Genomic DNA, 24,612 nt, shown 5'->3' with positions numbered 1-24,612 from the left:
ACAAGGAGTCCCACCATGCCTATTTACGCTGACTCCGAGACCGCCTACGCCGTTTTCGGCGAACTCTTCCGCATCCTGAGCGAAGACAACACCTTCACTGACGGGCTTCGCGAGAACAACTTGAGCGTCCGTCTCCTGCACACCAGCCCTGACGCTGTCATCCATGTATCCCCCGAAGGAGTTCTGCGCGGCGACGAGGCCCCGGACACCGCCGCCATCAGCATCAAAATGAGCTGCGACACCGCTCACAAGCTCTGGAACGGATCACTCCTGATGCCAGCCGCACTGGCCATGGGCAAAGTACGGATCAAGGGCAAGGTCGCCAAAGTACTTGAGCTCGTCCCGATCCTGCAGCCTGCTTTCGACTGTTACCCCCAGATCGCTGCCGCGCATGGCATCGCGGACGTTGCGAGACAGCCCCTGGTTCCCGAAGATAAGGACGAATCATGACTGCAGCTCTTGAGACCGAGTTGAACTTCGACCTGCTTCCCGCCTCCGTGATCGCGTTCCGCGACCTCGCCCGCGAGTTTGCTCAGGACATTGTCGCCCCCAAAGCGATCGAGCTTGACCAACAAGACGCTGACGCTTTTGACTGGGACGTCATCGCGGCGGGCCATGACATCGGCCTGACCCGGGCATTGTTACCGATTGAAATCGGCGGCCTCGGCGTGGGCGTCCTCGGCGTAGCCGTGGCCATGGAAGAACTGGCGGCGGCCTGTCCGGGCATAGCCCTCGCCTTCGGCGCAACCATGCTCGGACAAACGCCGGTTCTGCTCTCCGGCGATTTAAAGCTCCAAGACCAGTTCCTCACGCAGTTCACGGGTGAGAAAGCGGTCCTCGCCTGCAACGCTGTTGCCGAGGAAGACGCAGGCACGGACTTGGTGATCCCACAGCACTTCGCCGACGCCCGCATGCGGACCACACTGAGACGCGAGGGCGACCAATATGTCCTGAACGGACACAAGCGCTTCATCACGAACGGTGCTGTCGCGTCCTTCGCCACGGTCTATGCCAACCTGGAGGACTACCCAGGAGCCACCGGACTGACCTGCATCGTCGTACCGTTGGATGCCGATGGGGTCCGGCGTGGAGTGGTCTTGGACAAAATGGGCTATCGGGCATGTCTGGGCAGCGAAATTTGGTTCGACGACGTGCGCCTGCCAGCAGGCAACCTCATCGGCGGAGAGGCCCAGGGTTCGGCGATCAATATCGCACAGGGCAACATGGCCCGCACCACGGTTGCGGCAGTTTCCACCGGCATCGCCCGGCACGCGTTCGAGCTGGCCCGAGACTGGTGCGGTGAGCGGCTCCAGGGAGGCAAGCTGCTCAAGGACCACCAGATGACCGCGCGCCGGTTGGCGGATATGAAGATCGACGTCGAGGCAGCCCGGCTGATGTACCTCAGGTCCGCTGTAAAGGTCGATTCGCAACTGCCCGCGCCGGAAGTGGAGCCGGCCATGGCTAAGCTGTTTGCTGACCGGGTGGCTATCGACACTGCCAATACCGCCGTCGCGCTCATGGGGTCACGCGGCTACATGAAAGAGTACGGCCTCGAAAAAGTGCTGCGAGATGCGTTCGGTACCCGCATCTTTGAGGGCACACCGGAGGCACTCGCCCTCGGGATCACGGACTGCCTCTACCGGGACGACGATGATGACTTCTGAACCAGCCACAAATGAGGCGATGGCCACATCCACCCAAGAGTCCGAGGCCGGGCTTGATGCGGCGTATGTCCAGCACCTGCTCGGCTTCCAGCGGAAAGTCCGACTGAGGTCACTTGCCAGCGAACTCGGCAACGACGCAATCTGCCGCGTCGAAGGGGTAGGGGACGGGCTCACAACCGTGGTCTTCAGGACCGATCAGGTAGATCGGGAGACACTTCTGGCACTCCTTGGCTTCCGGTTGGCGGAGTTCCTTAACCTGGGCATGATGAGCGCGTCTCTCGCCCGGGGGCTCAACCTGCTGCACGAGCCGGTCGAAGGCACCCAGAACACTATCCATGCAGTATGTCTCGACGAGACGGGCCGGATCCAGGGCTACTTGGCCCTCGTCGGGGCAGAGCTGCCTCAGCCTGGCCTGCTCGACGCCCCGGGGCGGGAGATGTTCCCGGTCGAGACGGCGCATCACGTTGATTTGCTCGGCAGGTTCGCGCATACCGGGCTAACCACGCATGACACATGGGAGATCAAACGGTTCGTGCGGGCTGGTGGTGAGCCACTCGACAGTAATCGTGACCGGATTCCATGGCACCTCATCCTGGCCATGGGTAGGACGAGTTTGGCGCTCGACGAAGTGCGGCTCGTGATCGGAGACAGCCGCAAGGACGGCGCACTCCAGCACTTGGGCCTCATCGGCTTCGACCCTGTCACCTTGCCCCACACCCAACCGTCGTTGCCACATCACCACCTCATGTGGCCCTCGTACGAGCGTGAAGTGACCGCCAGGCCATTCGCCTCGCTTGTGCCCGACAAACTCGGCAAGGTCCTGGATCTCATCGAAGGATTGCTTCGAGGCCAGCACGGCGAGGGCTGGCAGAAGCATCTTGTGCTCAGGCTTCTGGCGATGCAAGCGGAGCGGTCGGTCGTGAGGGGCAACGACGACCCGGCACTCGAGGAGGCAAATAATGTCATCCCTGCATGAGCTCAGCGCAAGGGCACAGGCGGCGCTCATCAAATCAGGCAACCTGACGTCCATCGCGCTGACCGAGCACTACCTCGCCCGGATAAGCCGCCTGGACGGGCGGCTGGGTGCCTACGTCCGTGTAACCGATGAGCTCGCGCTCCGACAGGCCGCGGCAGCCGACCACCTAATCCGGAGCCAGGGCACCGACGCCGTTGGCCCACTCCATGGAGTCCCTGTGGCAATAAAGGACAACATCGACGTCGAAGACGTCCCCACCGGCTGGGGCATCGCCGAGCGGACCGAGGGAGCCGTAGGCGATGACCATCTGGTCGGCTTGCTTCGTGCTGCCCACCAGCCGATACTTGGCAAGACCCACTTGCCGGAATTCGCGCTTTCCTGCCACGCAGAAAACCATATCGGCGGGGACACAAGGAACCCTTGGTCAGAGAAGCACACTCCCGGGGGTTCGAGTGGAGGCTCGGCCGCCGCCGTATCCGCCGGCCTTGCGCCGCTGGCGCTCGGAACCGACGCCGGCGGTTCGGTGCGGATTCCGGCCTCCTGCTGCGGGCTGGTCGGCGTTCGGCCCAGCAACGGGACAGTGAGCGGAAACCCTGGCGATCCTGCGGTCACAGGCCTATCAGTCCCGGGTGTACTGGCGCGTGACGCCGGGGACGCTGCGGCGCTACTGGCCGTGATCGCAGGGCAGGCACCAGGGGATCTCTCCGCAGCGAGGACCTGGCAAGGCCAGGTGGGCCAACTCCGGATCGGGCTCTCGGTACGGCCCATGGTACCCGGATTGGAGCCTGCACCCGTATGCGTCCGGGCTGCTCAGGATCTCGCCTCCGACCTCGCCCGGATGGGGCATGAAGTGGTGCCAGTGGAGCTGGGCGAGGACAACGTCGTCGCCCAGGCCTTCCGTGATACTTGGTCGGTCGTCGCTGCGTCCTACGAGGTTGACGACGAATCGTCCTTGGGAGCCTTCACGAGGATGATGCGCGAACAGGGTCGTGCAGTGACCGGCGTGCAACTCCACGAATCGCTGGCCTTGTTCCGGGGTGTGGCACTCATGCTCGAAGAGTTTGTCTTCGGGGGTGTCGACTTCCTGGTCACGCCGACGCTTGCCACCCCGCCCCCGCTCCGTGGGGCATTCACAACGTCCGCCAACGAGGAAGAGAGCTTCGCAGCCATGAGCCGCTTTATGCCCTATACCCCGATGTACAACATTGCAGGCATGCCGGCCGTGTCTGTTCCCGTCAGCAAAGCAGACGGCTTGCCGATCGGGGCGATGATCGGCGGGCGGCATGGCAGCGAAGGCCGGTTGCTCCTTGAAGTGGACCGTATCCTCGGCGATCGTGGCGCCTTGGGGCTTGCACCGGGATGGGCATGAGCGCCCGCGCGGCCGTACTAGTGCATGGCTTCTCCGGCACGCCTGCCAGCATGGCTCCACTCGCCGCCGCCCTGCGTGAGCGGGGGTGGCATGTCGAGACGCCCGTTCTGGCTGGCCATGGTACCCGCTGGCAGGATCTTCGCGACACGTCATGGCGTGACTGGTATGCGTCGGTTGATCACGCCGTCGAATCCGCAAAGCAGGCGACGACGGCCGGCCAGGTCGCCTTGGTCGGACTGTCCGTTGGAGGAGCGCTCTCGCTGCGCGCGGGCGCCGTGCGCAGCGACATCAGTCGGATTGTTCTTGTAAATCCGTCGCTCGGAGTACAGAACCCGTTCCTGCCGCTAGTGCCGATGCTGAAGGGGATTCTGCGCAGCATTCCCAACGGTCAAAGTCAGGTGAAGGACCCGTCCGTGGAATACACCAGCTACCCGAGGCTGCCGCTGAACGCCATCCAACAGCTATCACAGCTGTGGCGTGACGTCGGTGGATATCTACCTTCCGTCACTGCGCCCCTACTGGTTTTCCGGTCGCTCGCCGATGGCGAACAGGGGAGAACGTCCGCACTCAAGGCACTCGAAGGAGTGTCCTCAGCATCCACAAAGGAAATCCTGCTGCACCGTAGCGGCCATGTGGCCACCCTGGACTACGATTCGGCGCTGATCGCCGCCGAGACTGCTACTTTCCTGAAGAGCTGACCTGGGTTTGCTCGGCTCAACCTCTCATCATCATGGTTAGCGTCTTCGCAGGCTTCATCTTTCTCTCACGTGACCATGGTGCGACCACTAGGCTTCGCCATGGCCTTCGGAGTTCTTGTGGACGCTTTCATCGTTCGAATGACCGTTACCCCACGCCATCATGTACCTGCTCGGGGAGAAGGCCTGGTGGCTGCTTGCTGGCATCGCAAAGATCCTGCCGGACGTCGACCTGGAAGGTACCCGCGTCCGCAAACCGACTGACGATTCCCGGACCAGCGAACTGGTGCATAAGGATCCCGGGACTCTTCGGGGAGCGGGCGAGGATAGCTTCTTGTAATACAAGTACTCAGCTTGTATCTTAAGTAGTAGGCAAGGATGCCCCGCCCCTTAGGAGACCCAGTGAGTACCGTAGACCTCATCCGCCACGTCAAACTGTCCACGGCGCGACTGCCGCTCAGCGTTCCCATCAGCGACGCCAAGGTCTTCACCGGCAGGCAGAAGCCGATGACGGAAGTAGTGTTCCTCTTCGCCGAGATCACCACGGAGCAGGGACACCGCGGCCTCGGTTTCAGCTACTCCAAGCGCGCCGGCGGGCCGGCCCAGTACGCCCACGCCAAGGAGGTCGCGGAGGGCATCATTGGCGAGGACCCCAACGACATCGGCAAGATCTACACCAAGCTCCTCTGGGCCGGCGCCTCGGTGGGAAGGTCAGGCGTGGCGACGCAGGCTCTCGCCGCGATAGACATTGCCCTCTACGACCTCAAAGCCAAGCGCGCCGGACTCCCGCTGGCCAAGCTGCTGGGGTCCTACCGTGATTCCGTCCAGACCTACAACACCTCCGGCGGCTTCCTCAACGCCACCCTGGCAGAGGTCAAGGAACGCGCCACGCAGTCAATCGACGACGGCATCGGCGGCATCAAGATCAAGGTGGGCCTGCCCGACTCCAAAGAAGACCTCCGCCGCGTGGCGGGAGTCCGCGAACACATTGGCTGGGACGTTCCGCTCATGGTCGACGCGAACCAACAGTGGGACCGGGCAACGGCGCTGCGGATGGGCCGCCAACTGGAGGAATTCAACCTCATCTGGATCGAAGAACCACTCGATGCCTATGACTTCGAGGGCCACGCCCACCTCGCACAGCTCCTGGACACGCCTATCGCCACCGGTGAGATGCTTGCCTCTGTCGCCGAGCACAAGGGCCTCATCAACGCCAACGGCTGCGACATCATCCAGCCGGACGCGCCGCGCGTCGGAGGCATTACCCAGTTCCTGCGCCTGGCGGCACTGGCCGATGAAAGAGGTCTTGGCCTGGCACCGCACTTTGCCATGGAGATCCACCTCCACCTGGCCGCCGCCTACCCGCGCGAGCCGTGGGTGGAACACTTCGATTGGCTGGACCCGCTGTTCGAGGAGCGGCTGGAGACGAAGAACGGTCGCATGATCGTCCCGGACCGTCCCGGACTCGGCGTCACGTTGAGCGAACAGGCCCGTGCGTGGACCACCGAAACCGTGGAGTTCGGCGCGTAATCTGGAACGCATGAGCCGAAACCTGACTGCGGATCTCGCCGCCGACCTCCGCAACCGCATTGTCGACGGCGTCATCCAACCGGGCGAGAAGCTCCCCAGCGAGAACACCCTCATCAGCGAATTCGGGGTGAGCCGAACCGTGGTCCGCTCCGCATTGACGCGGCTGCAGGCCGAAGGCCTTGTGGAAACCGAACGTGGGCGGGGCAGCTTTGCCCTGACTCCGCCCGCCGAAGGTCCGACCCAGGCACCGGGAACCCGGCCTGTGTCCAGCATGGAAGAACGGCTGCAGATGCTCGACTTCCGGATCGGCGTCGAAGCAGAGGCAGCTGCCCTTGCTGCCCGGAACCACAGCGAACGACAACTCAAGGCCGTCCACGGTGCCTTGGAACAATTCACTGCGAACGTTTCGCATCCGGCGCACGCCATGAAAGCTGATTTCGAGTTCCATCGTGCTGTGGCTGCGGCTTCAGGCAACCCCTTTTATACAGACTGCATCGCCGCCCTCGGCCAGACCATGATCACTATGCCCCGCCCACGCCTCGTCGGCGGGGATGACCGGGAAACCCGCGAACGCTTCGATCAAGTGGTCCACGAGCATTCCTCTATCTACGCAGCAATCGCGGACGGCGATCCCGTTGCTGCCGCGGCAGCCATGCGCCTTCACCTCAGCAACTCACGACGCCGGCTGGCAGGTTCCGGCCGCAGCTAGCCTCGCGCGGGGCTGACCACAAAACAAAAGAGCCCCGGTCCTAAGACCGGGGCTCTTTCGATTGCGTGCGCGAGGGGGGATTTGAACCCCCACACCCTTTCGGATACTGGCACCTGAAGCCAGCGCGTCTGCCGTTCCGCCACTCGCGCGCAACTTCTTTTTCCGGACTTCGCTGGTCTCCCAGCTTCGTTTCCTTCAAAAGCAGCGAGATCAAGCATAACGGACATCCGGAGCAAAACACCAATCGGGCTGGGAGGCACCCTCCGGAAAGGCGGTGGACGGCCTGGAAACCGCAGAACTTCAAGGGATTTTCAACCCCTGCGAGCCCCGCCAGCAAGGGCCGCCGTCGAACTTTTCCGTGGCGCAAGGCGTTGTGGATTAAGGTCATTCCCAGTCAGTCCCAGTAGTATCGGGAAGAGGAAGGGCCGTGGGGCGCGCACTTTGGTGTGTGCACAGTCGGACCAATTGCAGGACTATCGGACAGGCACAGCAGGTGCCGCGGCAAGGAAAGGAGAAGGAACATGGGTTTGCTGGACAAAGTCGAGCGCGGCATTGAAAAGGCCGTCCGCAACGTCTTCTCCACGGGGTCGCGGGCACGGGTTGAGCCAGTGGAGATCGCGAGCAAGCTGAGGCGGGAACTGGACAATCAGTCCATCACCATCGCCGCCGGACGCACGCTTGCTCCCAACGTTTTTGATGTCCTGCTCAGCGATGAGGACTTCGCCCGGGCCCAGGAATGGGGAACGCCCCTCGCTGAGGAACTGTGCGACGTCGTTATCCAACACGTTCGCAGCCAGGGCTATACGCTCCAAGGCGCGGTCAGGATCTCGTTCCGTCGCAATGACGAGGAACGGGCCGGCCACTTCGAGATCGCTTCCCGGACCGAAAAGTCCTCCGGCGACGCAGCTCCTGCTCCGCAGCCTCCGCGGGCCAACGTTCCCGCAGCCCCCGCACGGCAGCCAATTCGCCTCCAGCCTGTCCTGGACATCAGCGGTCAGCGATACTCCCTCAATGCGGCCAGCGTGGTGCTCGGCCGCTCTTCCGAGGCCGACATCCTGGTGGACGACACCGGGGTTTCACGGAAGCATCTTGAGGTACGCACCGAGAACGGGAGCACGTGGGCAGTTGACCTCGGCTCCACGAATGGCAGTTACGTCAACGGACATAAGGTAAACGGCAGCGTGGAGCTCACAGACGGCTCAACCATCACGATGGGACGTACCAAGATTATTTTCCGCCTCCTCCCCCAGACCCCGGGTGGCCACGCGTGAACGATGTCAGCGAACTGACCATAACAGCGCTTCGTTTCGGCTTCCTCCTGTTGCTGTGGGTCCTGATCTTCAGCATTGTGTCCACCATGCGTCGCGACTTCCAGATCGGACGCAAGGCAGTGACCGGTGTTCCTACGGCACGTGAAGTCCGCAAGCATCCTGAACTGGCTGCCACACCGCCGCCGGCCATCCAGCATGCCCGCAACCTGGTGGTCACCGAGGGTCCCCTCAAGGGCACCACGGTTCCCCTGGCGGCCAGCCCCATCCTGCTCGGACGCGCGCAGGAAGCCACCCTGGTCCTGGAGGATGACTACGCCTCCGGCCGGCATGCGCGTCTGTTCCCGCAGGGCAGCCGATGGTTCATTGAGGACCTCGGCTCTACGAACGGCACCTACCTGGCCGATCAGCAGCTCACTCGTGCGTTGCCGGTGGAGCTCGGTGTCCCCGTGAGAATCGGCAAGACGGTCATTGAATTGAGGCCATAGTCCATGGCCTCTTCTGAGACCCCCGAGGACAAGGAAAAGCCCGCGGAGCGCCCGCTGATCATGCGCTACGCGGCCCGTTCCGACGTCGGCCGGATCCGCTCCAAGAATGACGACTCCGCTTATGTGGGCCGCCATCTCGCTGTGGTCGCCGACGGCATGGGCGGGCACGCGGGCGGCGATGTCGCCTCCGCTTCGACGGTCCTGGACATGATCCACCTGGATCATGACGACTACCCTGAAGGCGCCGACACCGTCCTGGCGGACGAGATCCAAACCGCCAATTCACTGCTCTCAGAGCTCGTCCACCAGAATCCCAAGCTGTCAGGCATGGGTACGACGGTCACGGCGTTGCTCCTTGAGGACCGCAAGCTCCACTTCGCGCATATCGGCGATTCCCGCGCTTACCGCCTGCGCAACAAGAAGTTCGAGCAGATCAGCGTGGACCACACGTTCGTCCAGCGCCTGATCGATGAGGGACGCCTCCGTCCGGAGGAAGCCGAGACCCATCCCCATAAAAACGTCCTGATGCGCGTGCTTGGCGACGTTGACGCGAGCCCTGAGCTGGACTTGGACGTCCTGGACGTCGAACCCGGCGAACGCTGGCTGCTGTGCTCTGATGGCCTGAACTACGTAGCAGGGCACGTCGTGGAGCGCATGGTCCGCGAGACCAAGGACCTTCGCGAATGCGCCGAGATCCTCGTAGACCTCACGCTCGAAGCGGGCGCCCCGGACAACGTCACGGTTGTCATGTTGGAAATCGTCGAGGAGACGGTCGACGACGTCAACACGGCCGCCGTCGACGTCGTACCGGCCGCTGCGCTTGCCGCCGTCGATGAGCCTGAAGCGGTGACGGCCACCAAGTCCCCCGATGAGGTGCCGTCCGGAGATGCGGCTAAGGGCGCCTCGAAGTCGGAAGCTGACCGGAAGCCGGACGCAGGATCGGCTTCCGACGACGGCACCAGGACGAAGGAGTCGGACGAGGCGGACGAAACGTCCGGGACTTCGGATTCCTCCACCGAACCGCCGGCGACCACCGATCCCCACCTCGGTGAGCATCTGTCAGCCGAAGTCCTGCGCGAGGAACTGGCCAGCCGCCCCCATGAGCTCGTTGGCGCCGCGGCAACGGCTGCTGAAACAGGCTCCATTCCTACCGTTGCCGGCCGCACGGTGGCCCGTCGCGCTGCCACAGTCCTGACGCACAAAGCAGAGCAGGACCGCGCGGAGGCCGAAGAGCCGCCACGACGCCGCATCCGCTGGTTGATGCCCGCCGTCGCCGCATTCCTGGTTCTGGGCGTCGTGGTCGGCCTGTGGCTTGGCTACGCCTGGACCCAGACACGCTATTACGTGGGTGAATACGATCAGCGTGTTGCCATCTTCAACGGCATCTCGCAAAGGCTCGGCCCAATTCAGCTTTCCCGGCTGGAAGCCGTAACCGATGTCAGGGTGGATTCCTTGCCTGAATATGGCCAGCAGAGCGTTCGCCAGACCGTTCCTGCCGGGGACCTCGACGACGCCCAGCTCATCGTGGAAAACCTGAAACAGTACGGCAGCGCCTCGGCCAATTGCCCCAGCCCGACGCCAACCGGCACGGCGACTCCCACGCCGTCGCCGTCGCCGTCGGCTACGGCCACAGTGCCGGTACCCAGCACGGCAGCCGTTGCCAGCCCCACGCCATCTCCCGTTCCGACTCCCTGTGAGGGGGCAAAATGATCCAGACTGAAACCGCCCCCAAGCCCCGCCGGAACGTCGAGCTTCTGCTCATCGTGCTGGCACTTGCCGTTGGAATCGGCGCCAGCGCACTGGTCAGCCTCAACTCGGATCTGGGACTGGACAGCGACTTCTGGTTCCAATCGAGCCTGCTCGCCGTAGCCGCCTTTGCATTCCACGTGGTGCTCCGTCTCCGCGCTAAATATGCCGATCCGGTAATACTTCCCATCGTGGTGGCCCTGAATGGATTGGGCCTGGCCCTGATCCACCGCATGGACGGCCCTGGCGACGACACCGGCAACAACCAGCTCCGGTGGACGCTGATTGCCATGGCCGTTTCCATCGCCGTGATCTGGTTCCTCAAGGACCACCGCATCCTGCGCCGCTTCACCTACATCTCGTTGGCGGCCAGTGCATTGCTGCTGATTCTTCCTCTGGTGCCCGGCATCTCCGCCGGTGAGGTGCTCGGTGCCAGCGTCTGGATCCGCATCGGCCCCATGACTTTCCAGCCTGGTGAAATCGCCAAGATCACCCTGGCCATATTCTTCGCGGGTTATCTGTCGTCCAACCGGGACCTCATCCTCCTGGCCGGCCGGAAGATCGGTCCCATGCAGTTCCCCCGCTTCAAGGACCTGGGTCCGATGATCACCGCCTGGCTGGTGAGCATCGGTGTCCTGGTCTTCCAGCGCGACCTCGGATCGTCCGTCCTCTTCTTCGGCCTCTTTATCGTGATGATCTACGTGGCCACCAGCCGTATCTCCTGGGTCGTTATTGGCCTGGCCCTGATCCTCGGCGGCGGTTTCATCGCATCGAAGATCTTCTCCCACGTCGCGTTCAGGATCGACAGCTGGATCAACGCCTTCACCCCGGAGGTCTTCGGCAGGTCTCCCGGCGGGAGTGGACAGATCGTCCAAGGCCTGTTCGGCATGGCCGACGGCGGCCTGGTGGGAACAGGACTGGGACAGGGCCGCCCGGACCTGGTTCCGTTCGCAAACAGCGACATGATCGTGGCGCTCATCGGCGAAGAACTGGGCCTGATCGGCCTTTTCGCCGTGGTGATGCTCTATTTGCTGCTCTTCACCCGCGGTTTCCGCGCAGCCCTGGGAACGCGCGACGCCTTCGGAAAGCTCCTGGCGTGCGGCTTGTCCTTCGCGATCGCACTGCAGTGCTTCGTGGTCATCGGCGGCGTCACCCGGCTCATCCCGTTGACCGGCCTGACCACCCCGTTCCTGGCCGCCGGGGGTTCATCCCTGCTGGCCAACTGGATCATCGTCGGGCTGCTGCTCATGATCTCCAATACGGCCCGCGGACCGGTTGACACCACACCCATGGTCAACAAACCCCCGACCACCAGCTCCCACGGGACAGTCAAGACTCCAACAGGCCAGACACCAAGCGCACCAACTGAGGCGGTGAAGCATCAATGAACCAAGCGATTCGCAGCTCGTGGATGGCCGCCGTCGCCATGTTCGCGTTGATTTTCGGCGCCATCAGCTACGTCCAGGTCATTGGCGCGGACGACCTCAACGCCAATCCCTGGAACCAGCGCGCCATCCTCGCCACGTTCTGCAACGAACGCGGTGCCATCATCGTTGGCGGGAAACCGGTGGCAGAGTCCGTCCCCGGAACCGAGTCCTGCGCCTTCCAGCGTTCGTACCCCCAGCCGGAGCTTTATGCGGGCGTCACCGGCTTCTTCTCGAGGGGCTTCGGATCCACCGGGCTGGAGCAGTCAATGGGGGAAACCCTGGCGGGTAACTCGGACCAGTTGTTCCTGGACCGCATCAGCCAGATGTTCCTGGGCAAGGAACCCAAGGGCGCTTCTGTGGAGCTGACCCTTGATCCTGCCATCCAGAAGCTGGCCTACGACCTCATTCCGGACGGCCAGCGGGGTTCCATCGTGGTCACCAACCCGAAGACGGGAGCCATCCTGGCGATGGTCTCCAAGCCGTCCTACGACCCCAACCTGATTGCCACCCACGACACTGCCGCTGCAGAGGCGAACATGGCCCAGCTGAACCAGATCCCGGGTATCAACCTGAACCAGAACGTCAGCGGTCCCACCGGAAACCTGCTCTCTCCCGGCTCGGTTTTCAAGCTCATTGACACGGCCGCGGCGTTGAACTCGGGCAAGTACAACAAGGACAGTGAGCTGCCGAACCCGAGCAGCCTCCCGCTTCCCGGTTCCAATGCCAGCCTTCCCAACTATGCCGGGGGCAACTGCAACGTCCGGGAGACGGCGTCGTTCGCCTTTGCCCTGGAGCAGTCCTGCAACACGCCGTTTGCGAGCATTGCCCTGGACCTCGGCCAGGACGCCATTCGTGAGCAGGCCGAGAAATTCGGTTTCGGTGAAACCTTCGGAGATCAGCTCAAGCTTCAGCAGGCCAAGAGCGTCTTCCCCAGGGACCTGGACCAGGCACAGCTCGCCCAGTCGTCCGTGGGCCAGCGCGACGTCAAAGCTACTCCGCTGCAGATCAACATGATGACGGCAGCCATCGCAAACGGCGGCGTGCAGATGAAGCCGAACCTGGTGCAGACAGTACGTGCTCCTGACCTGCGCGTCATCAGCGAAACAAAGCCTGAAGCACTCCGCACCAGCACCACGCAGCCGATCGCCGGCCAGATCACCGAATGGATGACCAGCGCAGTGGACAACGGCATTGCCAAGGGCGCAGCCGTTCCCGGCATCAAGGTGGCCGGCAAGACCGGCACGGCGGAACTCGGTGATTCAGGTTTGAACAACTCATGGTTTACCGGGTTCGCCCCGGCAAACGACCCGCAAGTAGCCGTCACCATTGTCATGGAACGTGTGGACGTGCTCAGCGGTGCCCAGCTAACCAGTCCGAACGCAAAGAAGATTTTTGAGGCGGTGTTGAATAAGTGAGGCCTACTTCGGGAATCACACTCGGCGGCAGGTTCCAGCTGACCAGTCGCATTGCGATTGGCGGCATGGGCGAGGTCTGGAAGGCCAAGGACCAGATCCTTGGCCGGATCGTGGCCATCAAGGTGCTCAAGGAGGAATACACGGGTGACCCCGGCTTCCTGCAGCGCTTCCGTGCCGAAGCGCGCCACACCGCCCTCCTCAACCACGTGGGCATCGCCAACGTGTTCGATTACGGCGAGGAAGCCGGCTCGGCATACCTGGTGATGGAGCTCGTGCCGGGCCACCCCCTGAGCGGCATCCTGGAGCGCGAACAGGTGCTGTCCCCGGACATGACGCTCTCCATCATTGCCCAGACAGCCCGGGCCCTTGCCGTGGCCCACGCGCAAGGCCTGGTTCACCGCGATATCAAGCCCGGCAACCTGCTCATCACACCGGACAACCGGGTAAAGGTCACCGACTTCGGCATCGCCCGCCTGGCGGACCAGGTTCCGCTGACGCAGACCGGCCAGGTCATGGGCACCGCCCAGTACCTGGCACCTGAGCAGGCAACCGGCCAGACAGCCACCGGGTCCTCGGATATCTACTCCCTGGGTGTCATCGGCTACGAATGCCTCACAGGTCACCGTCCGTTCTCCGGGGAATCGCAGATCGCCATCGCCTTGGCGCAGGTCAATGACGCACCGCCGCCCCTGCCGGAGACGCTGCCTACGCCCGTGCGTGCCCTCTTGATGTCCATGCTTGCCAAGGACCCCAAGAACCGGCCGGCCAACGCCATCAAGCTTGCCGAAGCAGCTGAAGCCATCCGTAACGGCGACATCGCCACGGCTCATGCCGCTGTGCCGGGAATGCTGTTGTTCGAAGACTCAACCGGCCCCATCACTGCGCCGGTCGACACCGCAACGGCACCCACCGGCGTCGTCGCCTCACCTTACGGCAAGGAGCAATCCTCGACGGCGACCTCCGCACTTCCGGTGCTGGGCGCCGGCGCCGCCGGAGCTGCTGTGGGAGCCGCTGCGGCATCCGCGGACAACCCACTGACACGAGCCAACGCCCTCGAGGCGGAACGGCAACTGAACGACGACGAAGAAGTCATCTACAGCGATGACGAACGTTACGACGATCAGGAACCGGAACGCAAGAAGCGCAGCCCCTGGACGTGGCCCCTTGTTGCGTTGATCCTCCTGGTCTTGTTCGCGCTGGTCGGTTTCCTGATTTCCCAGTCGGGATTCTTCTCGCCCACCCCTTCGCCGAGCCAGTCCACTTCCGCGAGCCCGAGCCGTTCTGCCAGCCCGTCGTCCTCATCGACGTCGTCCTCGCCGACGCCTACGCCTACGGAAACCTCTGAAGCACCGTCGCCCACCCAGTCGACGCCGCAGAAGATCAACATCATCCCGGAGGAATTCCAAGGACAGCCGTTCGAGACGGTCAGTGCCAAGCTGCGTTCCCTCGGCCTCGGCGTCAACGGCCAGGAGGTCTTCGATCCGGCAACACCCGGGACGGTTCTCAGCCTCAACCCCACAGGTCCTGTTGACCCGGGGACCACCATCACGGTGACCTACTCAAAGGGACCCGAAATGGTTGCGGTCCCGAACATCGGTCAGGGAGTCTCCGAAACCCAGGTCCAGGGCGCCCTGCAGGGGGCAGGGCTTAAGTACGTGAGGGGCGAGGACGTCAACGGAAGCATCAGCCAGGGCCCGAACACGTTCGTGCGTTCCTCGCCTGCCGCCGGCACCGAGGTACCCGCAGGGTCCACGGTGACCTACTACCTGTCCAAGGAGCTCATCCCTACGGATCCGGTCACTCCCAGCGGCAACCCCAAGCCGTCCAGCTCTGCGTCCCCCACAGGCCGCTAAGCCACCATGTCTACGCCACGTCCCGGCCCCGCGCATCGAGAGGAGAGCACACCTGTGTCTTCACAGCGCATCCTCAATGGACGCTACGAACTCGGTGAGTTGATCGGTCGTGGCGGCATGGCTGACGTCTACAAGGGAACAGATACCCTCCTGGGCCGAACCATCGCCGTAAAGGTCCTGCGTGCCGACCTTGCCCGCGATCCCCAGTTCCAGGCCCGTTTCAAGCGTGAAGCCCAAGCCGTCGCGGCGCTTAACCACCCCTCCATCGTGGCTATTTTCGATACCGGAGAATATTCCGTTCCAGGTGGGCCCGGAGAGGATGTCCGCGTTCCGTACATCGTCATGGAGTTCGTCTCGGGCCGCACCCTGAGGGACATGATCAAGGCGAAGGAACTGGGCGTAGAGGACTCCGTCGGCTACACGCTGGGTGTCCTCTCAGCCCTGGAGTACAGCCACCGGGCAGGGATTGTGCACCGGGATATCAAGCCGGCCAATGTCATGGTGTGTGCGGATACCGGCGACGTCAAAGTCATGGACTTCGGAATCGCCCGGGCCATGGCAGATTCCGCGGCCACCATGACCCAAACACAGGCAGTCGTTGGCACCGCGCAGTACCTTTCCCCGGAACAAGCCCGGGGCGAAACCGTGGACGCCCGCAGCGACCTCTACTCGGCTGGATGCCTCCTGTACGAACTGCTGACCAGCAGGCCGCCGTTCGTTGGTGACAGCCCGGTGTCCGTCGCCTACCAGCACGTCCGGGAAACCCCGGAACTGCCCAGCACCCACAACCCGGATATCACAGATGCGCTGGATTCCGTTTTGGTCAAGGCACTGCAGAAAAACCGTACTGACCGCTTCCAGGACGCAGCGGCCTTCCGTCGGGCCCTCCGGGCAGCCAGCAATGGCATTCCCGTGCCTGCACTCCCGGCAAGCGAAGCCCCCACAGATCCCAACGACCTCGTGGAACAGGAAGATCCCGCCACGCAGCTCTTGAGCACTACCGCCGTGGGGCTTTTGGACGTGGACCAGTTCAAGGACGAGACCTTGGACCACGAGCACGAGGAACCCCTTCCTTTGGGCCTCCCAGCGGAACGTGAGCGGCCCGCCCAGCAGAAGTCCCGGCGTCGAGCGTGGATCTCCACCCTGGTGATCTTCACTATCCTGGTACTGGCCGGCGGCGGGTTCTGGCTCTACAACCTCATGAACGCCAAGCCGGCCGAACCTGCACAGATCGAGGTTCCGGTGGTGGCCAACATGTCGGAATCCCAAGCGATCCAGAAGCTCTACTCGCTCAAGCTGGTACCGAAATCCGTACGCGAGCCAAGCGATACTGTGGCCAAGGACATGGCCATTGGCACCTCGCCCGCAGCGGGCGCCAAGGTGCCCCAGGACGGCGAAGTGATCCTCAAGGTCTCCAGCGGTCCGAGTTCGGTGACCATACCGGCGGATATCGTGGGCCGCACGGAAGCAAACGCGACCGACGCCCTGCGGGAACTTGGTATCACGGGCACCATCACCAGTGTCCGGACGCACAGCCCGACGGTACCCATGGGCCAGGTGATCAGCACAGCCCCGGCGCCGGGCGGACCCATAGCTACGTCCTCAAAGGTGGAGCTGCAGATCTCATCGGGCAAGGTCCTGATGCCCCAACTCATTGGCCTGCCTGTGGCGGAGGCCGAAGCGGCGCTGAAGGCCAACGGCTTGACCATGCAGGTAGTGGAACAGGAAAACTCGCAGGTGGATCCGGGCAAGGTCACGGCACAAAGCGAGGTATTCAACAGCGAGGTAGATCAGGGCAAGTTGGTCACCGTTACTGTTGCGAAGGCTCCCGCGCCTGTCCCGACCCCGACCCCCACTCCAACACCCACAACGGACACGCCTACGCCGAAGCCTACGCCGACGACAACCAAGAAATAGCCTGCTGCCTGGGCGGATCCACCGTCCCGCCGGGAAAGTCTTTACCGGCAGTTATTGCTTAATGAGCGGGCTCAGCTTGGAGGCACGTTCGGCGGCACCGGCCATGCCCAGGGATTCGAGCCAGTTCCCCAACATCTGGTACCCACCCTCGGTGAGCACTGATTCCGGGTGGAACTGGACACCGCACAGGGGAGCGGTCCTGTGTTGAAGACCCATCACTACACCGTTCGTCGTCTCCGCTGTGACCTCCAGGACGTCCGGTATGGAGTCACGAACCGCCGCCAGTGAGTGGTACCGCGTTGCCGTGACGGGCGAGGGCAGGCCGACGAAGACGCTTTTGCCTTCATGCCGCACGGGTGATGTCTTGCCGTGCATGAGTTCCGGCGCGTGGGTCACCACTCCGCCGTAGGCCTCAGCGAGGGCCTGGTGTCCCAAGCAGACACCGAACATGGGTTTGGAGGCCTCACCGCACCACTTGATCAGCTCAATGCACACGCCGGCTTCTGCAGGGGTCCCGGGCCCGGGGGAAACCAATACGCCGTCCCGCGTTGCGGCCAGTTCGATGGCCTCGGCAAGGGTGACGTCGTCGTTACGGACGACCGTTGTTTCCGCACCCAGTTCCTGAAGGTAGCCCACCAGTGTGTAGACGAAGCTGTCGTAGTTATCTATTACCAAAATCTTTGTTGTGCTCATGGCTGCTGCACTAAACCAATCGTTGAGTCAGTCAATGTGGTGAATTGGGAAAACCAGGGGAAGAGGAACTCGACCATCAAGACAAGGGCCACACCCACCAGTACCAGTGAGGTCAGGATCCGTACCCATAGCGGACCGGGCAAGTTCCGGAAAATCCATGCGTACATCTGCTACCCCTTTCCGTGGGCGCGGGCTACTTGGGCGGCTATTTCCGACGGCGGCCCTGCCGAGGCAGGTTGCCAACCATCCAGCACTGAGTACGCGATGATGCGTTCCTGTGCACCAAAGCGGGGATTGCAGCTGGTCATGGTGAGGAAACTTTCCGTGGGGGTTGCCCCCGGTTGGGTAGGCACGGGCATCAGCACGTCGGTACGGTCCGGCAGGACAATCTGATTGTTGCGGAACACGTAGGTGTAGTAGCCATCCGCGGTTTGGACGTAGATCTTGTCACCGGGAACCAACGTGTGGATGTTGTCCAGGACCGCACCGTGCGTTTGCCTGTGGCCGGCCACCGCAAAATTGCCGGGAGCTCCAGGCATGCTGGTGGTTCCGTAGTGGCCCAATCCCAAGGTGTCCAGGACGTCCGAGCCCGTGCCTTCAATGATGGGGCGGGTGTAGTCCTGGCCGAAGCGGGGGATGTACATGATCCCGATGGTTCCGCCGTTGCCGGGAGCCTTGCCCACCACGGGAGGGCCATAGTCCACCGGACCCACCGGCGCCGCCGGAGCTACCGGGCCGGTGAATTCCTGGGCGAAGCTCTTCACCGCTTCCGTTTGCTTGGCATCGGCTTCCACGTTTGTCCACCACAATTCCCAGCCAACGAACAGCAGCAGGACTATCCCGGCTGTGATGAGGAGTTCGCCGAAGATCTGGCTGATTTTACGGATAACATCCGAGGCCCGTCGACGCTTTCGGGGCCGCCGTTCCTGCCCCGGGCTGGCGGACGGCACGGCTGATGCCGCCGTCGTCTGCTGGTGCGCCACAGGGTCTCCTCATATAGGGCGCGGGCGTCGCGGGCGTATCCCGAGTTGCGGCTAGACTTGACAGCTAGAACCAACCCGGAACGCCGTGTGGCCGTTAACCGCTGGAAATTTCCTTCCTGCAGGATATCAAGGCCGGCAGGGACGGGTATCAACCGAACAGTCCAGGAGGATCCGTGCCCGAGTCCAAGCCCCGCAAGCGGCCTGCCCGCCAGGCCCCACAGACTTCGGCCACGCAGCAGTACAAGCCCAACCCGGTTTGGTACAAGGCCGTCATGTTTGGATTGATGATCCTCGGCCTCCTGTGGATCATCACCTTCTACATCACTGAAGGGCAGTTCCCGGTCCGCGACTGGGCATCCTGGAACATCGTGGCCGGCTTCGGCATTGCAATTGTCGGGTTCCTCATGACCACGCGCTGGCGCTCCTAGGAATTCCGGACCTCACATTCCAGTGCTTGCTGGCGTCTACAGGATATGAGCAACCGGCACACCACGTTGGACTCCCCGTTGGGTCAGTTGACGCTGACAGCCCGCGGGGAGTTTTTGACGGGCATATTTTACGAAGGCCACTGGCATATGCCTCCGCCCGACTATTTCGGAGAGCCCACCACCATCGAGGACCCGGTGTTCTCCCGCACCCGGAGCGAGCTCTCCGAATACCTGGCCGGTCAACGCACCGAATTCAACGTGCCGTTCGAGGCACGCGGAAATCCCTTCCAGGAGAAGGTCTGGGCACGCCTCGAGACCATTCCTTTCGGGGAAACGGTCAGCTATGGGGAATTGGCCCAGGAACTGGGTGATCCCCACCTGGCGCAGGCAGTTGGTTCGGCTGTCGGCCGTAATCCCATCAGCATCATCATCCCCTGCCACCGGGTAGTGGGCCGGAAGGGGCAACTGACCGGCTATGCCGGCGGGCTTCGCAACAAGCGCTTCCTCCTGGAACTGGAAGAACCGGATTCCGTAAGAGAGGGCAAGCTCTTCTGATGGAAGACGGACAGGCGGCCAGCAAGAAACCGTTCGAAGCAGTTGTTCGGGAACGCGGGGCGACAGTGCTTCGTGTTTGCCGTGCAATTCTCGGCGTCCACGATGCCGACGACGCCTGGTCGGACACGTTCCTGGCGGCTCTCCAGGCCTATCCCGATCTTCCCGTGGGGGCCAACGTGGAAGCCTGGCTGGTGACCATCGCCCACCGGAAGTGCATTGACCATCTGCGGGCCGGTGCGCGCCGGGCATTACCTGTGGAACAACCGCCGGAACAACCAACCCGCCTGGGCCTTCCGGGCGAACGGGACACCGAGCTTCTCGACGCCGTCGCCAAGTTGCCCTCGAAGCAGCGCCAGGCCGTGGCGTACCACTACCTCGCCGGGCTGCCTTACAAAGAGATCGGCGCCCTTCTGGGCAGTTCCCCGGAGGCCGCACGCCGGGCCGGAGCAGATGGCGTGAAGGCGCTCCGGGCAGCCGTCCACACCCCCGTTCCGCTGGTCCATTCATCGTCGAAAGGTGAAGTGCAATGACCCTCGACCCCAGCCCCGGGCACACCGAGGTGTTGTCACTCCTGGAACCACTGGACGTTGCCCTTGGGCCCGCCCTCGCGGACCTCCATGCCCGTCTGGCCCTCGACGCACAACTGACCCACACCCTGGACATCGCCTACCGAACCGTCGATTCACCGGTGGGGAAGCTCCTCTTGGCAGCCACGGACCGCGGAATCATCCGGGTAGCCTTCGAATTGGAAAACCATGACTCCGTCCTGCAGTTGCTGGCGGACACGGTCAGCCCCCGCATTCTGGAAGCGCCCACGCGCCTCGACGACGCTGCCCGGGAACTCGAAGAGTATTTCGCCGGTACACGCCGCGACTTCGACCTCATCCTCGATTTCCGGTTATCCCGCGGTTTCCGGCTCAACGTCCTCCGTCACCTGCCCCGGATTCCGTACGGCAACACGGCGAGTTATGCACAGGTGGCCCAGGCGGCCGGCAGCCCCAACGCCGTCCGTGCCGTGGGCACCGCCTGCGCCACCAACCCGCTTCCCGTGATCGTTCCCTGCCATCGGGTGGTCAAATCCGACGGCAGCTTCGGTGGCTACCTTGGAGGTCCTGAAGCCAAACGCGCATTGCTCACGCTGGAGGCCGCGGCGTGAGCGACGACGCCCTGTTCCCGCTGGAGCTGGTTCAACCGGAAAACCACGACGCCGGTCCACGCCTGGTGCGGCCGGGTGCGGTTCACGTCCCCGGTTGGCTGACCCTGGAACAGCAACGATGGATCGTCGGGCGTTTTGGTGAATGGACCCAGGGGCCCGTTCCCTTGCGGGCTGCAACTCTGCCGGGAGGGCATCAGATGTCCGTCCGCACGGTTTGCCTGGGATGGCATTGGCAGCCGTACCGCTATTCACGGACGGCGACCGACGTGAACGGCCAACCCGTCCTCGATTTTCCTGAGTGGATGGTCCGCCTGGGGAAGCAGGCCGTTGCTGTCGCGTATTCCCCGGACCTTGGAGTCGATGAATCCTTGATTGGCCTGTCCCGGGACTACGCACCGGATGCCGCCCTGGTGAACTATTACGGCGATGGAGCCGCCATGGGCATGCACCAGGACAAGGACGAGCATTCCAACGCTCCGGTGGTGTCCCTCAGCATCGGAGACACGTGTATCTTCCGTTTCGGCAACACCGAGTCACGGACCAAGCCCTACACCGATCTGGAACTCCGTTCGGGCGATCTGTTCGTTTTCGGCGGGCCCTCCCGGTTCGCTTATCACGGCATCCCCAAGGTCCTTCCGGATACGGCTCCTGAGGGCTGCGGCCTCGATCGTGGACGGATCAATATCACCATGCGTGTCACGGGTCTGTCGTAAGACCGGACCCGTGGAAACCGGCTCCGTGCTACCCGGCTGTCGACGTGACAGCTGTTAATGTCACAGGTGCCGGGAAGAATATCCCCGGCAGTTAAATGCATGCCGGCCGCTGGGCCGGCATGGTTGCGGAGGAGTGCGCATGACCCCGGATAACGGCACCATCATCGGACCGGACGGCTTGGCTCGTCCCTCATGGGCTGCCTCGGACCCGCTCATGCAGGCCTACTACGATCACGAGTGGGGCATGCCCGTGCGCGATGAACAGGGCATGTACGAACGCATCAGCCTCGAGGCGTTCCAGGCCGGCCTCTCCTGGGCCACCATCCTCCGGAAGCGCGAGGCCTTCAGAGAGGCGTTCCTGGACTTCCACCCGGAAAGCGTGGCCGCCTTCACGGAATCCGACGTGGAGCGCCTGATGCTCGACGCCGGGATAGTCCGGAACCGCCTGAAGATCCACGCCGCGATCACGAACGCCAAAGCCACCATTGCCTTGCGTGAGGAGGGCGGGCTGGTGGAATTCGTGTGGTCCTTCCAGCCGGACAGCACACCCGCTCCCCGCACATTGGCGGAAATCCCCACAACTTCGCCGGAGTCAATCGCCCTCTCCAAGGCCCTGAGGAAGAAGGGTTTCGCTTTCGTGGGACCCACCACCATGTACGCCCTGATGGAAGCAGTGGGCATCATCGATACCCATTTGGTGGACAGCCACCGGCGCGGCACGTCTGGAGTGTGGACCTAGGGGAAGCGTCCACCTTCGCTGTGGGCGGCTGAGCCGCTGTCCACAGAAGTGCGTAACTTTATCCACAAGGGTGGATAACTTCTGTGGACATCCACGTACTTAGGTCCAAAATCGGTGCCACACCGCGTGTGGAGGGGCCAAACGGCCCATGTTGCGACTTATGCCCACTGTGCATCGAGCTGTGGATAGTGGTCCAAGCTTCACCAAAAATTCAACGTCGCAGGATTGCCTGGTTCGTCTTGGCGGAATAATCCGGCCACTACCTTGAGGCACCGGAGGCACCGGTCGACTCTCGCCTCGCATCTTCCGAGTCCGTGCCGGTTACCCACTTAACAACAACCCCCTACCCACAAGTTATCCACAGATGGGGAAAACATGTGGGTTTCAGCAAAGGGATCGCTGTCGTGCCGGGCCTCAGTGGCCCTAAGCCGGACTGAACTACACGTGTGTAAGTTATTAACATTGTTGATAAGCCTGTTGATAGCCGCTTCCACGCACCGGAATTAACAGGCTTATCCACAGACATCCCAAATTAGCCTTGTTTGTCCACAAATTCCGGGCTGGTGGGGACATAGTTATCCACAGGTGTGGAGAAATCCATGCCTTTCGGGGGATATCTAGCGCTTCAGGGGCTGCAACGAGGGCTTAACACGATAACTACACGTGTGTAAGTTACTCACAGTGTGGATAACGCTTGTGGATAACACGGGTGCCGCAGGGTGGGACGCCCTGGCCTGTGGGCTTAGCGTGGGTTCCATGAAGACCGACCTCAAGAAACTGATACCTGCCTACAGTGCGACCAAGGGACGGTTTTCCCTGCTTACCGTCCCGCCCATGCAGTACCTGATGATCGATGGCAAGGGTGACCCCAACACTGCCCAGGCGTACAAGGACGCGTTGTCGACCCTTTATCCGGTCGCCTACAAACTGAAGTTCTTCAGCAAGGGTGAGCTCGCGCGTGATTATGGTGTCATGCCGCTGGAAGCCCTGTGGTGGGCCGAAGACATGGATTCCTTCACCAGCGCCCGGGATAAATCACTCTGGTCATGGACGTTGATGAACATGGTTCCCGAGTGGCTTACACAGGAACACATGGAGGCAGCGTGCAGGTCGGTCGCCGACAAGGGAGCGGCTCCTGCCGTAGATGCACTCCGTCTGGAATCGTTGGAAGAGGGTTTGAGCGTGCAGACACTTCACGTTGGCCCCTACGACGACGAAGGCCCCGTACTGGATGAGATGCACAACAGGTTCATACCGGAGCATTCACTGGCCATGGCGGGGAGGCACCATGAGATCTACCTCGGTGATCCCCGGCGTACTGCCCCGGACAGGCTCAGGACAATCCTTAGGCAGCCAGTCGTGCGCCCTACGGACTGAAGGTCGGAAAAGCAGCGAGCGTGGGGGCCAGTCCAAGCATCGGGCAGCCTGCTAGCCGGCCGTAATGCGGAACCAGGTCACCACGGCCAGCAAGCCGGCCACGAGGACCAAGCCGCCGGCTTGGAGCAGGGCCTGGTTCTTGCCCCGGGGCGCGTAGGCGATGGCTGCTGCGGCCAGGCCACCGGTAATCAGCCCGCCCAGGTGGGCCTGCCAGGCAATGTTGGGGACAAAGAATCCGATAGCGCCGTTGATGGCGATCAGGATCCACAGTTGCCGGGTGTCGCCACCGCGGTGCCGTTGAACCACCAGCATGGCCCCGAAGAGGCCGAAGATGGCACCGGAGGCACCGACGACGCCGGACAGAGGGTAGTCAGGGGTCAGCAGGAGATAGCCAATCGAGCCACCGACAGCAGACAAGAGATAGACAGCCAGGAAGCGGATCCGCCCGAGCAGTGGCTCGAGGGCTTGTCCGAAGATCCACAGCGTATACATGTTCAGGACTATGTGGAGCAGGAATCCCTGGGAATGCAGGAACGCTGCGGTCAACATCCGCCAGGGTTCCGTGGCCGCAAAAGCATTCGCGAACGCAAAGTCTTGGAAAATCAGGTCGCCGGGGACAATCCACTGAAGGATGTACACCAGCACGCAAAGCCCGATGATCGTGAACGTCACCAAAGGACGGCCGACGGCCAGGGCGCCGCCATACGGGGACCGGTACGCCGGCGTCGTACGTTTTTGTTCGTTGACGCAGTCAACGCATTGGAACCCGACGGCGGCCGTCCGCTGGCACTCGGGGCACGCGGGGCGCCCGCAGCGCTGGCACCGCACATAGGAGGGCCTGTCCGGGTGCCGCGGGCACACCGGAATATCAGCGGACGGCTCTGCCGACGGGATTCCGTAACTCATGGATT

General features: G+C 62.8%; 24 protein-coding genes, 1 tRNA gene and 1 pseudogene. 22 read left to right on the top strand and 4 right to left on the bottom strand.

What is annotated here, in order from left to right:
* Nucleotides 1-15: 15 nt before the first annotated feature.
* The 8 genes and pseudogenes from JMY29_RS00205 (at nucleotide 16) to JMY29_RS00170 (ending at nucleotide 6,943) form a co-directional block, all read left to right on the top strand.
* The gene (locus JMY29_RS00205; protein WP_189076473.1) at nucleotides 16-450 is read left to right on the top strand and encodes a hypothetical protein; all 435 of its coding nucleotides are present in this window, start codon (nucleotides 16-18) and stop codon (nucleotides 448-450) included.
* Nucleotides 447-1,664, top strand: coding sequence for an acyl-CoA dehydrogenase family protein (locus JMY29_RS00200; RefSeq protein ID WP_189076472.1), 1,218 nt, complete (start codon nucleotides 447-449; stop codon nucleotides 1,662-1,664). The genes JMY29_RS00205 and JMY29_RS00200 overlap by 4 nt, the downstream gene beginning before the upstream one ends.
* A 19-nt stretch (nucleotides 1,665-1,683) precedes the next feature.
* A complete protein-coding gene (locus JMY29_RS00195) occupies nucleotides 1,684-2,640 on the top strand; it encodes a hypothetical protein (protein WP_189076471.1) in 957 nt (318 codons plus the stop codon).
* Nucleotides 2,624-4,009, top strand: coding sequence for an amidase (locus JMY29_RS00190; RefSeq protein ID WP_189076470.1), 1,386 nt, complete (start codon nucleotides 2,624-2,626; stop codon nucleotides 4,007-4,009). Before JMY29_RS00195 ends, JMY29_RS00190 begins: the two co-directional genes overlap by 17 nt.
* Nucleotides 4,006-4,707 carry an alpha/beta hydrolase gene (locus JMY29_RS00185; protein ID WP_209783743.1) on the top strand — a complete coding sequence of 234 codons (702 nt, stop codon included), beginning with the start codon at nucleotides 4,006-4,008 and terminating at the stop codon, nucleotides 4,705-4,707. The genes JMY29_RS00190 and JMY29_RS00185 overlap by 4 nt, the downstream gene beginning before the upstream one ends.
* Before the next feature lie 26 nt (nucleotides 4,708-4,733).
* Nucleotides 4,734-5,044: pseudogene (locus JMY29_RS20950) on the top strand (MMPL family transporter); the annotation flags it as partial.
* A gap of 62 nt (nucleotides 5,045-5,106) precedes the next feature.
* Nucleotides 5,107-6,234 carry an L-talarate/galactarate dehydratase gene (locus JMY29_RS00175; RefSeq protein ID WP_189076468.1) on the top strand — a complete coding sequence of 376 codons (1,128 nt, stop codon included), beginning with the start codon at nucleotides 5,107-5,109 and terminating at the stop codon, nucleotides 6,232-6,234.
* Between the two features lie 10 nt (nucleotides 6,235-6,244).
* Nucleotides 6,245-6,943: a FadR/GntR family transcriptional regulator gene (locus JMY29_RS00170; protein WP_189076467.1), complete on the top strand. Its 699-nt coding sequence runs from the start codon at nucleotides 6,245-6,247 to the stop codon at nucleotides 6,941-6,943.
* A gap of 66 nt (nucleotides 6,944-7,009) precedes the next feature.
* On the opposite strand, the gene JMY29_RS00165 is transcribed toward JMY29_RS00170, so the two are convergent.
* Nucleotides 7,010-7,092: transfer RNA gene (locus tag JMY29_RS00165), tRNA-Leu, on the bottom strand.
* A gap of 372 nt (nucleotides 7,093-7,464) precedes the next feature.
* Between JMY29_RS00165 and JMY29_RS00160 the strand changes: the two genes are divergently transcribed.
* From JMY29_RS00160 to pknB, 7 genes are read left to right on the top strand one after another with little or no spacing between them, the layout of a single operon-like run.
* Complete coding sequence (locus JMY29_RS00160; RefSeq protein ID WP_018778451.1) at nucleotides 7,465-8,214, top strand: FhaA domain-containing protein; 750 nt, start codon at nucleotides 7,465-7,467, stop codon at nucleotides 8,212-8,214.
* Nucleotides 8,211-8,699: an FHA domain-containing protein FhaB/FipA gene (locus tag JMY29_RS00155; protein ID WP_018778452.1), complete on the top strand. Its 489-nt coding sequence runs from the start codon at nucleotides 8,211-8,213 to the stop codon at nucleotides 8,697-8,699. The genes JMY29_RS00160 and JMY29_RS00155 overlap by 4 nt, the downstream gene beginning before the upstream one ends.
* A 3-nt stretch (nucleotides 8,700-8,702) precedes the next feature.
* Nucleotides 8,703-10,409 carry a PP2C family protein-serine/threonine phosphatase gene (locus tag JMY29_RS00150; RefSeq protein WP_189076466.1) on the top strand — a complete coding sequence of 569 codons (1,707 nt, stop codon included), beginning with the start codon at nucleotides 8,703-8,705 and terminating at the stop codon, nucleotides 10,407-10,409.
* Nucleotides 10,406-11,833, top strand: coding sequence for an FtsW/RodA/SpoVE family cell cycle protein (locus tag JMY29_RS00145; RefSeq protein ID WP_018778454.1), 1,428 nt, complete (start codon nucleotides 10,406-10,408; stop codon nucleotides 11,831-11,833). The genes JMY29_RS00150 and JMY29_RS00145 overlap by 4 nt, the downstream gene beginning before the upstream one ends.
* Nucleotides 11,830-13,287 (top strand): penicillin-binding transpeptidase domain-containing protein, encoded by a 1,458-nt coding sequence (locus JMY29_RS00140; protein WP_026267267.1) that lies wholly within the window; start codon nucleotides 11,830-11,832, stop codon nucleotides 13,285-13,287. Before JMY29_RS00145 ends, JMY29_RS00140 begins: the two co-directional genes overlap by 4 nt.
* Entirely contained in the window at nucleotides 13,284-15,140 is a 1,857-nt protein-coding gene (locus JMY29_RS00135; protein WP_018778456.1) for a protein kinase domain-containing protein, read from the top strand. The genes JMY29_RS00140 and JMY29_RS00135 overlap by 4 nt, the downstream gene beginning before the upstream one ends.
* 6 nt (nucleotides 15,141-15,146) lie before the next feature.
* Nucleotides 15,147-17,057, top strand: coding sequence for a Stk1 family PASTA domain-containing Ser/Thr kinase (gene pknB / locus JMY29_RS00130; protein WP_189076465.1), 1,911 nt, complete (start codon nucleotides 15,147-15,149; stop codon nucleotides 17,055-17,057).
* A gap of 51 nt (nucleotides 17,058-17,108) precedes the next feature.
* On the opposite strand, the gene JMY29_RS00125 is transcribed toward pknB, so the two are convergent.
* Both JMY29_RS00125 and JMY29_RS00120 read right to left on the bottom strand, forming a co-directional pair.
* Complete coding sequence (locus JMY29_RS00125; RefSeq protein WP_039239007.1) at nucleotides 17,109-17,750, bottom strand: aminodeoxychorismate/anthranilate synthase component II; 642 nt, start codon at nucleotides 17,748-17,750, stop codon at nucleotides 17,109-17,111.
* 170 nt (nucleotides 17,751-17,920) lie between these two features.
* A complete protein-coding gene (locus JMY29_RS00120; RefSeq protein WP_018778459.1) occupies nucleotides 17,921-18,733 on the bottom strand; it encodes a class E sortase in 813 nt (270 codons plus the stop codon).
* 173 nt (nucleotides 18,734-18,906) lie between these two features.
* On the opposite strand from JMY29_RS00120, the gene JMY29_RS00115 reads away from it, so the two are divergent.
* The 7 genes from JMY29_RS00115 to JMY29_RS00085 all read left to right on the top strand — a co-directional run bounded on the left by JMY29_RS00115 (nucleotide 18,907) and on the right by JMY29_RS00085 (nucleotide 23,701).
* Nucleotides 18,907-19,161, top strand: a complete 255-nt coding sequence (locus JMY29_RS00115; RefSeq protein ID WP_018778460.1) for a cell division protein CrgA — start codon at nucleotides 18,907-18,909, stop codon at nucleotides 19,159-19,161.
* Between the two features lie 45 nt (nucleotides 19,162-19,206).
* On the top strand, nucleotides 19,207-19,716 hold the full coding sequence (locus tag JMY29_RS00110) for a methylated-DNA--[protein]-cysteine S-methyltransferase (protein ID WP_039239004.1): 510 nt from the start codon (nucleotides 19,207-19,209) through the stop codon (nucleotides 19,714-19,716).
* Entirely contained in the window at nucleotides 19,716-20,246 is a 531-nt protein-coding gene (locus JMY29_RS00105; protein ID WP_018778462.1) for an RNA polymerase sigma factor, read from the top strand. The genes JMY29_RS00110 and JMY29_RS00105 overlap by 1 nt, the downstream gene beginning before the upstream one ends.
* Nucleotides 20,243-20,872 carry a methylated-DNA--[protein]-cysteine S-methyltransferase gene (locus JMY29_RS00100; protein ID WP_018778463.1) on the top strand — a complete coding sequence of 210 codons (630 nt, stop codon included), beginning with the start codon at nucleotides 20,243-20,245 and terminating at the stop codon, nucleotides 20,870-20,872. Before JMY29_RS00105 ends, JMY29_RS00100 begins: the two co-directional genes overlap by 4 nt.
* A complete protein-coding gene (locus JMY29_RS00095; protein WP_039238999.1) occupies nucleotides 20,869-21,585 on the top strand; it encodes an alpha-ketoglutarate-dependent dioxygenase AlkB family protein in 717 nt (238 codons plus the stop codon). Before JMY29_RS00100 ends, JMY29_RS00095 begins: the two co-directional genes overlap by 4 nt.
* A gap of 139 nt (nucleotides 21,586-21,724) precedes the next feature.
* A complete protein-coding gene (locus JMY29_RS00090; protein ID WP_018778465.1) occupies nucleotides 21,725-22,324 on the top strand; it encodes a DNA-3-methyladenine glycosylase I in 600 nt (199 codons plus the stop codon).
* Nucleotides 22,325-23,080: 756 nt separating this feature from the next.
* Entirely contained in the window at nucleotides 23,081-23,701 is a 621-nt protein-coding gene (locus JMY29_RS00085; RefSeq protein ID WP_189076464.1) for a GyrI-like domain-containing protein, read from the top strand.
* A gap of 51 nt (nucleotides 23,702-23,752) precedes the next feature.
* Here the strand turns inward: JMY29_RS00085 and JMY29_RS00080 are convergent, their stop codons facing one another.
* Nucleotides 23,753-24,607, bottom strand: coding sequence for a rhomboid family intramembrane serine protease (locus JMY29_RS00080; protein WP_055976705.1), 855 nt, complete (start codon nucleotides 24,605-24,607; stop codon nucleotides 23,753-23,755).
* Nucleotides 24,608-24,612 lie beyond the last annotated feature (5 nt).

This window comes from Paenarthrobacter nicotinovorans (genome assembly GCF_021919345.1).
Lineage (GTDB): Bacteria > Actinomycetota > Actinomycetes > Actinomycetales > Micrococcaceae > Arthrobacter > Arthrobacter nicotinovorans.
The sequence above is the reverse complement of the archived record's forward strand: the minus strand, read 5'-3'. Positions and strand labels throughout refer to the sequence as shown.